This window comes from Streptomyces sp. NPDC048751 (assembly GCF_043198595.1).
GTDB lineage: Bacteria > Actinomycetota > Actinomycetes > Streptomycetales > Streptomycetaceae > Streptomyces.
In genome coordinates, this window is record NZ_JBICUX010000009.1 from 490,055 (window position 1) to 502,220 (window position 12,166).

Sequence of the window (12,166 nt, forward strand, 5' to 3'; positions counted from 1 at the left end):
TGTCACTGCGGGTGCTGCCGCCACGTCCCCGCCCACACCTGTGGAGGAGACCACGATGACCGAGCGACCCCCGAAACCGACGGAGCACCCCAAGCCCGCCGGGCGCCCGCAAGGCCACAGCGAGAACGCGATCGTGGACCGGTTCGTCGAACGGCTCGGGGACCGGATCGACGATCGCGTCGCCGCGTCGTTCGACGAGGTGTGCGCCGAGCGGCTGGCGGAACCCGGCCCTCTTCAGCGAGCCGTGGCCCGCGACCGAAGGGCGGAACTCAGGGTCCTGTTGCTCTCACTGATCGCTCTACGCCGCCTTCTCCTCCGCCTCCCTCCCCAGCGCCAGCTCCTGCAGCATCTCCAACCTCTCCCTCGACTCCCCGTCCACCGGCACATACGTCACCACCCGTGCCCCGAAGTCCGGGTTGAGCCACAGGTCGGTGTGGTGGAGGGTGAGGAGGCCGACGTGGGGGTTCAAGAACTGCTTGGTCTTGCTGCGGGCGACCATGACCTCGTAGCGGTCCCAGTTCTCGCGGAACTCCGGGGATTCCGACGTCAGGCGGTTGAGCAGCATTTTCCAGGCGGGCTCGCCCAGGTGGCCCGCCATGGACGCGCGGAACTTCGCCGCCATGAGGCGTCTGGCCTCGTCGAGGTGGACGATCGAGGAGCGCCAGTGCGGGTCGGTGTGGATGAGGATGAGGCAGTTGCGGTCCTCGGGGGGTACGGCGTCGAGGTCGCCCAACAGGCGGGAGTACGTGCGGTTGTAGGCGAGGATGTCGTACCGGCTGTTCTGGATACAGGCCGGGATGGGCTCCAGTTGGCGCAGCATCTCGCGGAGCGCCGGAGTGACGCTGGGGCATTCGGCGGCGGGTGTGGGGTCGGTGGAGCCCGCGAGTTGGAAGAGGTGGGCGCGTTCGCCGGCGTCGAGGCGGAGGGTGCGGGCGAGGGCGTCCAGGACCTGGACCGAGACCTGGATGTCCCGGGCCTGTTCGAGCCAGGTGTACCAGGTGACGCCGACCGCGGAGAGCTGGGCGACCTCCTCGCGGCGCAGGCCGGGAGTGCGTCGGCGGCGGCCGCGGGGCAGGCCCACCTGCTCGGGGGTGATGCGCTCGCGGCGGCTGCGCAGGAAGGTGGCCAGCTCGTGCCGCCGGATGGCTGTTTCCGAGCGGCGCGGGACCGTCTCCTCGGCCATGGTCGTCATGTCCTCCAGACTGCCGCTGCCCGGACCCTGTCGGGACCCGGTTGCCGGGTACTCCTTCTACCAGGATAAGGAGACTCTGGTACCAGGCTCGGGGTGGGCGGAGGGTCGTCCTCGTGACCGACATCGACACATCCGCCATCGACACACCCGGCATCGACACATCAGTCGTCCCCGTCAACTCGACCTCGACCCCGGTCGGCTCCCCCGCCGCGCCACCCGCGCTCAGCGGCCTCGGCCTGTTCACCGTACTGCTCACCGCCGCCCTGCCCCTGATCGACTTCTTCATCGTCAACGTCGCCCTGCCCACCATCGGCGCGGACCTCGCCGCGAGCGAGGCGGTGCTCGAACTGGTCGTGGCCGGGTACGGCCTCGCGTACGCCGTGCTGCTCGTCCTCGGCGGCCGGCTCGGCGACCTGTTCGGCCGGCGCCGGCTGTTCCTGGGCGGGATGGCGGCCTTCGGCCTGACCTCGCTGGCGTGCGGGCTCGCGCCGGACGCGTGGACACTGGTCGCGGCGCGCGTCGCGCAGGGCGCGTCGGCCGCGGCGATGCTGCCGCAGGTGCTGGCCACCATCCAGGCGACCACGTCCGGGGCGCGCCGCGCCAGGGCGATGGGCCTGTACGGCGCGACGGCCGGGCTCGCCATGGTCGCGGGCCAGATCCTCGGGGGCGTACTGGTCGCCGCCGATGTCGCCGGTACCGGCTGGCGCTCGGTGTTCCTCGTCAACGTGCCCGTCGTCGTGGTCGGGTTGGTGCTCGCCGCCCGGTACGTGCCGGAGACCCGCTCCTCGCACCCCGAGCCGGTGGACGGACTCGGCACGGTGCTGCTCGCCGTGTCGCTGCTGACGCTGCTCGCCCCGCTCACCGAGGGCCGGGCGGCGGGCTGGCCGCTGTGGACGTGGCTGTCACTGGCGGCGTTCCCGTTCGTGGCGGCGGGCTTCTACGCGGTGGAGCGCAGGGCGGACCGGCGGGGCCGTACGCCCCTGGTGCCGCCGAGCCTCTTCGCGTCGGTGTCGCTGCGGCGCGGGCTGGTGCTGCTCGTGCCGTTCGGGATCGGCTTCAGCGGGTTCATGTTCGTGATCGCGGTGGCGTTGCAGCGGGGCGCGGGGCTCGGCCCGGTCGCCGCGGGGCTGGCGCTCGCGCCGATGGCGGTGGCGTTCTTCATCGTCTCGCTCGCCGGTCCTCGGCTGGTCGCCCGGTACGGCACGCGGGTCGTACCCGTGGGCTCCGTGCTCCAGGGCATCGGCGTGGCCCTCATGGCGTGGGCCGCCTGGCGGTCCTGGCCGGACCTGGGCCTCGTCGAACTGCTTCCCGGGGCGGCGGTCGCCGGCGCCGGGCAGGCGCTCCAGCTTCCCGTCGTACTGCGGATCGTCCTGTCCGAGGTGCCCGCCGCCCGTGCCGGCGTCGGCAGTGGCGTGACGATCACCACCCAGCAGTCGGCACTGGCGCTGGGCGTGGCCACCCTGGGCACCCTCTTCCTCTCCCTGATCCCCGGCCTGGGCATGCGTGACGCCCTGGTCACCACGCTCCTGGTGCAGCTGGCGGGCATCGTCGTGACCGGACTGCTGAGTCTGCGGCTGCCCCGTACGACGGGATGAACGGGCTGAGGAGGGACGGAGGAGTCGGCTACGACTTGGTCAACTCGTCATACGGGACGTCCCGTTGATGTTGGTCCTGCCCCACACTGCTCGCATGCCACAGATGACCACGAGCACAGTGAGCCGCTGGGACCAGCACGGCCGCGAGCACGTCGTCCGGATACAGCGCAGGGGCGTACAGCGCACGATCAGATGCGACACCTGCGGCTGGCGCCAGGGCGCCCAGTTCCTGCCCTGGCTGAAGGCCGAGGAACACCTGGCGGAGGCCCACCAGGCGACCGTGAATCCCTCGGAGGGGTCGCGGCAGCGATGAGTCCGGGTGCGTGTCGCGGCAGCGATGAGTTCCGGGTGCGTGCGGAGTCGTAGCCAGGGAGAGTGACGACTCGTACGCACCGCAACGGAAGGCCGGCCCATGAGCGCTCTGCACAAGACCCTGCGACGGTACGTCGACGACGGCACGGTGCCGGGCGCGGTGGGCCTGGTGGCCCGCGGCGACGCGGTGGAGGTGGTGGCCGTCGGCTCGGTCGACGCCGACGGCTCGGCCCCGATGACCCGGGAGTCCCTGTTCCGGATCGCCTCGATCACGAAGCCGATCACGGCGGCGGCGCTGCTGATGCTGGTGGACGACGGGCGGCTGGCACTGGACGCGCCGGTGGCCGAGTGGCTGCCGGAGCTCGCGGATCCGGTCGTGGTCCGTGCGCCGTCCGGTCCCGTCGACGACGTGGTCCCGGCCGTCCGCCCGATCACGGTCGAGGACCTGCTGAGCTCGCGGCCCGGGTGGGGCTTCCCCTCGGACTTCGCCCTCCCGGCGGTCCAGGCCCTGTTCGGGGTGCAGAAGGACGGACGGGCCCCCCAGGAGTATCCCGACCCGGACACCTGGCTCGCGGACCTCGCCCGGGTGCCGCTGCTGTACCAGCCCGGCGAAGCGTGGCTGTACCAGACGGCGTCCGACCTTCAGGGCGTCCTGATCGCGCGGGCTTCGGGGCGTACGCTCCCCGACTTCCTGGCGGAGCGGTTGTTCGAACCGCTGGGCATGAAGGACACGGCGTTCGAGGTGCCGGAGGCGAAGCGGGACCGGTTCACGACCGCGTACCGGCCCGACGGAGCGGGCGCGTTGGAGGTGGCGGACCGCCCGGACGGGCACTGGAGCCGGATCCCGGCCTTCCCGTCGGGTGGTGGAGGCCTGGTCTCGACGGCCGACGACTGGCTGGCCTTCGCCCGGATGCTGCTGGACGGGGGTGGCCGGCTCCTCTCCCCCACCTCGGTGAGCCGTATGACGAGCAATCACCTGAGCGCGGAACAGCGGAAGGTGGGCGAACTCTTCCTGGAGGGCCAGGGCTGGGGCTACGGCGGTCAGGTCGACGTCGATGCCGTGGACCCGTGGAACGTGCCCGGCCGCTACGGCTGGGTCGGCGGCACCGGCACCACCGCACACGTCGTCCCGGCCACGGGGACGGTCACCATCCTGCTGACCCAGGTGGCGATGGAGAACCCGACACCGACTCCGCTGATGCGGGAGTTCTGGCGCTCCACAGCGGCGATCGGCCTGCCCTAGGGCGTGACCGGAAAGGTTCACCGGCTCACCTTTCCGGTCACGGCACTAGGCCGCCCTCAACCCCCGTACGAGCAGGTCCACGACCGCCTCGAACTCCCCCTGCACCCCCGGCTGTTCCCACTCGTGGGCGTGGCACGGATCGTGGAAACGGGCGGTGGCGTGGAAGACGGCGGCGGCGGTGGCCGCGGGGTCGGGGGCGGTGAAGGCACCGGAGCCGATGCCCGCGTGGACGATCCGTTCCAGCTGGCCGGTGAGGTCCTCGAGGTGTGCGGCGACCACGCCGCCGTGGTCGTCGGTCAGCACCGTGTACGTGGCGAACAGCTCGGGGTCGCCGCCCGCCTTGCGGCGCTTGGCGGCGAAGAGGGCGGCGAGCCAGTCGCGCAGGCGGGCCTCCGGCGTGCGGTCCTCGTCGGCGGCGATGCCGGCCAGCGCCTCGGACGTACGGTCCAGCCAGCGCTTCGTCACCGCGGCACGCAGCGCGGCCTTGGTACGGAAGTGCCGGTAGACGCTGCCGTGGCTGACGCCGAGCGCGCGGGCCACGTCCACCACGGTGGCCTTGGCCGGGCCGTAGCGGCGCAGCACCTCCTCGGTGGCTTCGAGGATGCGCTCGGCGGTCAGGGTCCCGCTGGTCGGTGCCATGAGGAGACGGTACCGGGAGGAGGGGTCAGCGCTCGCTGTCGAGGGTTGCCATCGCGGCAGGCGCGTAGCGCTCCCCGGCAGCGGCGTCCGGGGGTACGGCCTCCTCGATGGCCGCGAGGTCGGTCGCGTCCAGCGTGACGTCCAGTGCGCCCAGCGACTCCGCGAGCCGCTCCGGCGTCCGGGCGCCGATGAGCGGCACGATGTCCTCGCCCTGGGAGAGCACCCAGGCGATGGCGATCTGGGCGACGCTGACGCCCTTCTGCTCGGCGATCTTCCGCAGTGCCTCGACGAGGTTCAGGTTGTGCCGGAGGTTCTCGCCCTGGAAGCGGGGCGAGAAGGCGCGGAAGTCGCCCGCGTCGAGCTGCCGGTCGGCGGTGTAGTGGCCGGAGATCAGTCCGCGGGCGAGGACGCCGTACGCCGTGATGGAGATGCCCAGTTCGCGGGTGGTCGGCAGGATCGCCTTCTCGATCCCGCGCGAGATGAGGGAGTACTCGATCTGGAGGTCCGCGATCGGCGCGGTGGCGGCGGCCCGGCGGATCGTGTCGGCGCCGACCTCGCTCAGGCCGACATGGCGGACGTACCCCTTCTCGATCAGTTCCGCGATCGCGCCGACCGTCTCCTCGATCGGTACTGCGGGGTCGAGCCGGGCGATGCGGTACACGTCGATGTGGTCCACGCCGAGGCGCTGGAGCGAGTACGCGGCGAAGTTCTTCACGGCGGCCGGGCGGCCGTCGTAGCCCAGCCATGCGCCGTCCGGGCCGCGCAGCGCGCCGAACTTCACGCTGACCAGGGCCTGTTCGCGGCGGGCGGCGGGGGCGGTGCGCAGGGCCTCGCCGATCAGCAGCTCGTTGTGGCCCATGCCGTAGAAGTCGCCGGTGTCGAGGAGGGTCACGCCCGCCTCCAGAGCGGCGTGGACGGTGGCGATGGACTCGGCCCGGTCCGCCTCGCCGTACAACGCGGACATGCCCATGCAGCCGAGGCCGAGGGCGGAGACCTGGGGGCCGGTGGTTCCGAGGGGACGAGTTCGCAGTGTCATGATGCCAGCCTCACATGACGACTGACAGATTTCAACATCTGTCAGACGACACTTGTCATTCGTCCGGTCGACTGGGCGCGTACTCCGAGGACAATGAGAGATGTCGGCGTGCAGTCACCTCGGCGGCGCCTGCCCGTCGGCCCCGACGGCTCTCTGCGCCGCCGTGGGAGGCGAGCGATGACCATCCGTATCGGCACCTTCAACGCGGAGAACCTCTTCCGCCGCCCCAAGGTCTTCGCGCTCCAGGACGACACCGAGCGCGACAGGATCCTGGAGGACTTCAACGAACTGGTCGCCCTTCTCGAGAAGGACACCTACGCACCCGCGGACAAGGAGCGGATCGCGGAGCTGATCAAGGAGCACCAGGTCCACAACGGTGAGCCCGACAGTCCCCGGCCGTTCTTCATCAACGAGCTCAAGGGAACGGGCGCCAAGCTCTTCACGGTGAGCGGGCCCGTGGACAACCCGACCATCAAGGTCGTGGCCAAGGGGCGCGGCGACTGGCCGGGCTGGGCCGAGCTGGTGCGCGGCGACCTCAGCTGGCAGGCCGTGCAGAACACCGCGCGCGTGGTCGCCGAGGTGAACGCCGACATCCTGCTCACGGTGGAGGTCGAGGACCGTGTCACCCTGGAGCGCTTCAACGAGCACGTCCTCGGCGAGACGCTGGGGCACCAGCCGTACCCCTTCAATCTGCTGATCGACGGCAACGACCCCCGCGGCATCGACGTCGGGATCCTCAGCCGCCACCCCATCACGTCCGTGCGGTCACACCTGTTCGACCCCGGGCAGGGCGGCCGGCGCCTGTTCAGCCGGGACTGCCCCGAGTTCGAGATCGCCGTCAACGGAACGCCCCTGTGGATCCTCGGCAACCACTTCAAGAGCAAGCGGGGCGGCGGCGAGGGCCTGCGCAAGGCCCAGGCCAAGCGGGTCCGCGAGCTCTACGAGGCCGCCCTCCAGCGCTCCGACCACGTCGTCGTCGCCGGCGACCTCAACGACTTCATGGCCAGCCCCCCGGTCAAGACCCTGCTGGACGCGGGCCTCCAGGACGCGATGACCCACCGCACCTACACGGGAGACCCCGGCACCCACGGCCCCGGCACGGGCGAGGACGACAAGCTCGACTACGTGATGTTCTCACCGGCCCTCTGGGACCTGGTCGAGCACGTCGAGGTGGAGCGCCGCGGCATCTGGGCCCCCAGAACCTTCAAGCCCTTCCCCACGGTGACCTCCCACGCCACCCAGGCCTCCGACCACGCGGCCCTCTACGCCGACGTGGACATATAAACGCAGAGTTCCCCGCACCCCCTGAGGGGCGCGGGGAACTGCGCGACAGGCCACATCGGACCCGCAGCCGGCAAACAACCCGAACCAGGCAGACGAGACCCCGAAAAAACGCCTAGCAGCCGACGAGCCGCCCAGCCAGGTATCCCTCGATCTGGTCCAGCGACACGCGCTCCTGCTTCATCGTGTCCCGCTCACGCACCGTCACGGCGTTGTCCTCGAGCGTGTCGAAGTCGACCGTCACGCAGTACGGCGTACCGATCTCGTCCTGACGACGGTAACGACGCCCGATCGCGCCCGCGTCGTCGAACTCGATGTTCCAGTTCTGCCGCAGCGCCTGCGCGAGCCCCTTCGCCTTCGGGGAGAGCTCGGGGTTCCTGGACAGCGGCAGCACCGCGACCTTCACCGGCGCGAGACGGTGGTCGAGGCGCAGCACCGTGCGCTTCTCCAGCTTGCCCTTGGCGTTGGGCGCCTCGTCCTCGACGTACGCGTCCAGCAGGAACGCCAGCATCGCGCGGCCGACACCGGCCGCCGGCTCGATGACGTACGGCGTCCAGCGCTCGCCGGCCTCCTGGTCGAAGTAGGAGAGGTCCTGGCCGGAGGCCTTGGCGTGGGCGCCGAGGTCGTAGTCGGTGCGGTTGGCGACACCCTCCAGCTCGCCCCACTCGTTGCCGCCGAACTGGAAGCGGTACTCGATGTCGGCGGTGCGCTTGGAGTAGTGGGAGAGCTTCTCCTTCGGGTGCTCGTACCACCGCATGTTCTCTTCACGCAGGCCGAGACCGGTGTACCAGTTCCAGCGCTGCTCCATCCAGTACTCCTGCCACTTCTCGTCCTCGCCCGGCTTGACGAAGAACTCCATCTCCATCTGCTCGAACTCGCGGGTGCGGAAGATGAAGTTGCCGGGCGTGATCTCGTTGCGGAAGGACTTGCCCATCTGGGCGATGCCGAACGGCGGCTTGCGGCGCGAAGTGGTCTGCACCTGGGCGAAGTTGGTGAAGATGCCCTGGGCGGTCTCGGGGCGCAGGTAGGCGACGGAGCCGGAGTCCTGCGTGGGGCCGAGGTGCGTCGACAGCAGACCCGAGAACTGCTTGGGCTCGGTGAACTGGCCCTTGTTGCCACAGTTCGGGCAGTTGACGTCCGCGAGGCCGTTCTCCGGCAGGCGCTTGTGCTTGGCCTCGTAGGCCTCCTCCAGGTGGTCCGCGCGGAACCGCTTGTGGCAGGAGGTGCACTCGGTCAGCGGGTCGGTGAAGGTGGCGACGTGGCCGGAGGCGACCCAGACCTCCGAGGCAAGGATCACGGACGAGTCGATACCGACCACGTCCTCGCGCGACGTCACCATGTAGCGCCACCACTGGCGCTTCAGGTTCTCCTTGAGCTCGACACCCAGCGGTCCGTAGTCCCAGGCGGCACGCTGGCCGCCGTAGATCTCACTGCAGGGGAATACAAAGCCTCGGCGCTTGCTCAGGCTGACGATGGTGTCGATCTTGTCGGCGGCCACGGTGCTCTCTTCATTACGACGACGGGCGACGAAGCGAGATGCTTCCAGCGAATGCTTCAGCGTACCGGCGGGGACTCCCCCTCATCCAAATCGGTTCCCTTCACAGGGCCTTTGTTGACAACGGTTTCCATCTTTGTTGAAAATGACTGTCATGAACGTACGACGACTCATACCGGGCACCGCGGTCGCGGCGGCCACGGCCCTCGGCCTCGCCACCCTTTCCGCCTGCTCCACCGAGAGCGCCGCGGCCGGGAACACGGACAAGTTCGACGTCGTCGCGTCGTTCTACCCGATGGCCTTCCTCGCCGAGCAGATCGGCGGTGACCACGTCCACGTCACCAGTCTCACCGAACCCGGCCAGGAACCGCACGACCTGGAGATCAGCGTCAAGCAGACCGTGGCCCTGGAGAAGTCCGACGCGGTCCTGTACCTGAAGAACCTCCAGCCCTCCGTCGACGGCGCCGTCGCCCAGTCCTCGGTCAAGACGAAGATCGACGCCGGCTCCCTCACCTCGCTGGAGAAGCACGGCAACGAGGTCGGCGGTCACGCGGCCGAGCACGACGACCACAAGAACGACGAGCTGGCCGGTCTCGACCCGCACATCTGGCTCGATCCGGTGCGCTACTCCCAGGTCGCCGAGGGCGTCGGCAAAGCCTTCGAGAAGGCCGACCCCGGCCACGCGGCCGACTACGAGAAGAACACCGCGGCCCTGGTGAAGAAGCTCGGCGACCTGAACACCGAGTTCAAGGACGGCCTGGCGAACACCAGGACCAAGGTCTTCATCACCACCCACGCCGCCTTCGGCTACCTCGCCGAGCGCTACGGCCTGACCGAGGAGGCCATCAACGGCCTCGACCCCGAGTCGGAGCCGAGCGCCGCGCGCGTGAAGGACCTTGAGAGGATGGCCAAGGCCGACGGCGTCACGACCGTGTTCTACGAGACGCTCGTCAGCGACAAGACCGCGAAGACCGTCGCCCAGGACGCCGACCTGAAGACGGACGTCCTCGACCCGATCGAGGGCATCACGAAGAAGTCCCGCGGCACGGACTACTTCTCGGTCATGCAGTCCAACCTCAAGGCCCTGCAGACAGCCCTGGGAACCAAGTGATCGTTACGGAGGGCGTCATGGACGCGAAGGCCGAGCCCGTCTTGTCACTGCGCGGTGTCCGCGCCGAGCTGGGCTCGCGCCCCGTCCTGCGCGGCATCGACCTCACCGTGCACCGCGGTGAGGTCGTCGCGCTGCTCGGCGCGAACGGCTCCGGCAAGTCGACGGCCGTGCGCACCGTCATCGGACAGGTGCCGGCGAGCGCCGGGGAGGTGGAACTGTTCGGCACGCCCCGCAAGGCTTTCCGCGCGTGGGCGCGCGTGGGTTACGTACCGCAGCGCACCACGGCCGCGGGTGGCGTGCCGGCGACCGTGACGGAGATCGTCGCCTCGGGGCGGCTGTCCCGGGCCCGCTTCGGCATGCTCCGCAAGGCCGACCACGCGGCCGTACGGCGTGCGCTGGAGCTCGTCCGGATGGCGGACCGGGCCAAGGACTCGGTGAACGCCCTGTCCGGCGGCCAGCACCAGCGCGTGCTGATCGCCCGCGCGCTCGCCGCCGAACCCGAACTGCTGATCATGGACGAGCCGATGGCGGGCGTGGACCTGGCGAGCCAGGAGGTGCTGGCGGCGACCCTGAAGGAGCAGGTCTCCCAGGGCACCACGGTCCTGCTCGTCCTGCACGAACTGGGCCCCCTGGAGCCCCTGATCGACCGGGCCGTCGTCCTGCGCGACGGCTGCGTGACCCACGACGGCCCGCCTCCGCGCGCGGTCGGCCAGCACGCTCTGCCCGGCCACGACCACGTGCACCCGCACGCTCCGGCGGGCGCCGAACCGATCCGCACGGGACTGCTGAGCTGATGGACTTCCTCGACTACGCCTTCATGCAGCGGGCGCTGCTCGCCGCCGTCCTGGTGGGCATCACGGCCCCCGCCGTGGGCATCTACCTCGTCCAGCGCCGCCAGGCCCTGATGGGCGACGGCATCGGCCACGTCGCGATGACGGGCGTCGGCCTGGGCTTCCTGCTGTCGGCGTCCCCGGTGTGGATGGCCACGGCCGTCTCCATCCTCGGCGCGGTGTTGATGGAGCTGATCCGCTGGTACGGGCGCACCCGCGGCGACATCGCCCTCGCGATGCTCTTCTACGGCGGTATGGCGGGCGGTGTGATGTTCATCAACCTCGCGCCGACGGGCTCCAACGCCAACCTCACGTCGTACCTCTTCGGCTCGCTGTCGACCGTCTCCGAGGAGGACGTGACCGCCATCTGCCTGCTCGCGGCCTTCGTCGTCCTCGTCACCCTCGGTCTGCGCCGCCAGCTGTTCGCGGTCAGCCAGGACGAGGAGTTCGCGCGGGTGACGGGCCTGCCGGTGCGCGCCCTGAACCTGCTGACGGCGGTCACGGCGGCGGTGACCGTGACGGTCGCGATGCGCGTGGTCGGGCTGCTCCTCGTCTCCGCCCTGATGGTCGTTCCCGTGGCGGCGGCGCAGCAGCTCACCCGCAGCTTCGCGGCGACCTTCGCGATCGCCGTGGCCATCGGCGTGACGGTGACGATCGGCGGCACCGTCACGTCGTACTACCAGGACGTGCCGCCCGGGGCGACGATCGTGCTGCTGACCATCGCGGCGTTCATCGTGATGACGGCCCTGGCCACGCCGCTGGCCCGGCGCAGGGCGCGCGCGCTGGCCGCCGCGCAGGGCGCCGGGGACCCCGCGGAGTGCACGATTCCAGCCACCCGGGAGCCCGCCGACGGAGTCGGCGTCTGACCGCGCACGGTCCGGGCTGGCACAATGGCCCGGCAGGCGCAGAAGTGTGAGGAGGCAACCGGTGACGACCGCAGGACCGCCCGTGAAGGGCCGCGCCACCCGGCAGCGGGCCGCCGTGGCGGCGGCCCTCGACGAGGTCGACGAGTTCCGCAGCGCGCAGGAACTCCACGACATGCTCAAGCACAAGGGCGACTCCGTCGGTCTGACCACGGTCTACCGCACCCTGCAGTCCCTCGCCGACGCCGGCGAGGTCGACGTCCTGCGCACCTCCGACGGCGAGTCCGTCTACCGCCGCTGCTCCAGCGGCGAACACCACCACCACCTCGTCTGCCGCACCTGCGGCAAGGCCGTCGAGGTCGAGGGCCCGGCCGTGGAGAAGTGGGCCGAGGCCATCGCCGTGGAGCACGGCTACGTCAATGTGGCCCACACAGTGGAGATCTTCGGCACCTGCGAGGAGTGCGCGCAGACCTCCTAGTGACCTGAGTCGGAGATTCGTCGTTGGTTCGGTATGAGTCGTCCGGGTCCGAAGATTCCGCCGCTGTCACTGACTGATACCCAACGGGCTG

12 protein-coding genes are annotated in these 12,166 nt (G+C 70.3%); 8 read left to right on the top strand and 4 right to left on the bottom strand.

All coding sequences use genetic code 11. The features are described from left to right. Window positions 1-298 precede the first annotated feature (298 nt). Window positions 299-1,192 carry a helix-turn-helix transcriptional regulator gene (locus ACGFNV_RS29520; protein ID WP_393626376.1) on the bottom strand — a complete coding sequence of 298 codons (894 nt, stop codon included), beginning with the start codon at window positions 1,190-1,192 and terminating at the stop codon, window positions 299-301. A gap of 152 nt (window positions 1,193-1,344) precedes the next feature. On the opposite strand from ACGFNV_RS29520, the gene ACGFNV_RS29525 reads away from it, so the two are divergent. The 3 genes from ACGFNV_RS29525 (at window position 1,345) to ACGFNV_RS29535 (ending at window position 4,342) form a co-directional block, all read left to right on the top strand. Next, window positions 1,345-2,787 carry an MFS transporter gene (locus tag ACGFNV_RS29525; protein WP_393626430.1) on the top strand — a complete coding sequence of 481 codons (1,443 nt, stop codon included), beginning with the start codon at window positions 1,345-1,347 and terminating at the stop codon, window positions 2,785-2,787. Window positions 2,788-2,881: 94 nt separating this feature from the next. Continuing rightward, window positions 2,882-3,100, top strand: coding sequence for a hypothetical protein (locus tag ACGFNV_RS29530; protein ID WP_393626378.1), 219 nt, complete (start codon window positions 2,882-2,884; stop codon window positions 3,098-3,100). Between the two features lie 99 nt (window positions 3,101-3,199). Further along, window positions 3,200-4,342, top strand: coding sequence for a serine hydrolase domain-containing protein (locus ACGFNV_RS29535; RefSeq protein ID WP_393626380.1), 1,143 nt, complete (start codon window positions 3,200-3,202; stop codon window positions 4,340-4,342). Window positions 4,343-4,387: 45 nt separating this feature from the next. Here ACGFNV_RS29535 and ACGFNV_RS29540 read toward each other — a convergent pair whose 3' ends face one another. Next, window positions 4,388-4,981 carry a TetR/AcrR family transcriptional regulator gene (locus tag ACGFNV_RS29540; RefSeq protein WP_393626382.1) on the bottom strand — a complete coding sequence of 198 codons (594 nt, stop codon included), beginning with the start codon at window positions 4,979-4,981 and terminating at the stop codon, window positions 4,388-4,390. 25 nt (window positions 4,982-5,006) lie between these two features. Further along, complete coding sequence (locus tag ACGFNV_RS29545; RefSeq protein ID WP_393626384.1) at window positions 5,007-6,017, bottom strand: aldo/keto reductase; 1,011 nt, start codon at window positions 6,015-6,017, stop codon at window positions 5,007-5,009. A 177-nt stretch (window positions 6,018-6,194) separates the two neighbouring features. Between ACGFNV_RS29545 and ACGFNV_RS29550 the strand changes: the two genes are divergently transcribed. After that, entirely contained in the window at window positions 6,195-7,301 is a 1,107-nt protein-coding gene (locus ACGFNV_RS29550; RefSeq protein ID WP_393626385.1) for an endonuclease/exonuclease/phosphatase family protein, read from the top strand. Between the two features lie 112 nt (window positions 7,302-7,413). Here the strand turns inward: ACGFNV_RS29550 and ACGFNV_RS29555 are convergent, their stop codons facing one another. Further along, window positions 7,414-8,796 carry a glycine--tRNA ligase gene (locus ACGFNV_RS29555; protein WP_393626387.1) on the bottom strand — a complete coding sequence of 461 codons (1,383 nt, stop codon included), beginning with the start codon at window positions 8,794-8,796 and terminating at the stop codon, window positions 7,414-7,416. A 151-nt stretch (window positions 8,797-8,947) separates the two neighbouring features. On the opposite strand from ACGFNV_RS29555, the gene ACGFNV_RS29560 reads away from it, so the two are divergent. The 4 genes from ACGFNV_RS29560 to ACGFNV_RS29575 all read left to right on the top strand — a co-directional run bounded on the left by ACGFNV_RS29560 (window position 8,948) and on the right by ACGFNV_RS29575 (window position 12,075). Further along, on the top strand, window positions 8,948-9,904 hold the full coding sequence (locus ACGFNV_RS29560) for a metal ABC transporter substrate-binding protein (protein ID WP_393626389.1): 957 nt from the start codon (window positions 8,948-8,950) through the stop codon (window positions 9,902-9,904). A 17-nt stretch (window positions 9,905-9,921) separates the two neighbouring features. After that, on the top strand, window positions 9,922-10,698 hold the full coding sequence (locus tag ACGFNV_RS29565) for a metal ABC transporter ATP-binding protein (protein WP_393626391.1): 777 nt from the start codon (window positions 9,922-9,924) through the stop codon (window positions 10,696-10,698). Continuing rightward, complete coding sequence (locus tag ACGFNV_RS29570; RefSeq protein ID WP_393626393.1) at window positions 10,698-11,600, top strand: metal ABC transporter permease; 903 nt, start codon at window positions 10,698-10,700, stop codon at window positions 11,598-11,600. The genes ACGFNV_RS29565 and ACGFNV_RS29570 overlap by 1 nt, the downstream gene beginning before the upstream one ends. A gap of 61 nt (window positions 11,601-11,661) precedes the next feature. After that, complete coding sequence (locus tag ACGFNV_RS29575) at window positions 11,662-12,075, top strand: Fur family transcriptional regulator (RefSeq protein WP_393626395.1); 414 nt, start codon at window positions 11,662-11,664, stop codon at window positions 12,073-12,075. Window positions 12,076-12,166: the final 91 nt, after the last annotated feature.

Bases quoted from the DNA above. Each gene is read 5' to 3' on its own strand.
- ACGFNV_RS29545 (WP_393626384.1), bottom strand. From the start codon at position 6,017: ATGACACTGCGAACTCGTCCCCTCGGAACCACCGGCCCCCAGGTCTCC.
- ACGFNV_RS29540 (WP_393626382.1), bottom strand. From the start codon at position 4,981: ATGGCACCGACCAGCGGGACCCTGACCGCCGAGCGCATCCTCGAAGCC.
- ACGFNV_RS29570 (WP_393626393.1), top strand. From the start codon at position 10,698: ATGGACTTCCTCGACTACGCCTTCATGCAGCGGGCGCTGCTCGCCGCC.
- ACGFNV_RS29550 (WP_393626385.1), top strand. From the start codon at position 6,195: ATGACCATCCGTATCGGCACCTTCAACGCGGAGAACCTCTTCCGCCGC.
- ACGFNV_RS29535 (WP_393626380.1), top strand. From the start codon at position 3,200: ATGAGCGCTCTGCACAAGACCCTGCGACGGTACGTCGACGACGGCACG.
- ACGFNV_RS29565 (WP_393626391.1), top strand. From the start codon at position 9,922: ATGGACGCGAAGGCCGAGCCCGTCTTGTCACTGCGCGGTGTCCGCGCC.
- ACGFNV_RS29530 (WP_393626378.1), top strand. From the start codon at position 2,882: ATGCCACAGATGACCACGAGCACAGTGAGCCGCTGGGACCAGCACGGC.
- ACGFNV_RS29560 (WP_393626389.1), top strand. From the start codon at position 8,948: ATGAACGTACGACGACTCATACCGGGCACCGCGGTCGCGGCGGCCACG.
- ACGFNV_RS29520 (WP_393626376.1), bottom strand. From the start codon at position 1,192: ATGACGACCATGGCCGAGGAGACGGTCCCGCGCCGCTCGGAAACAGCC.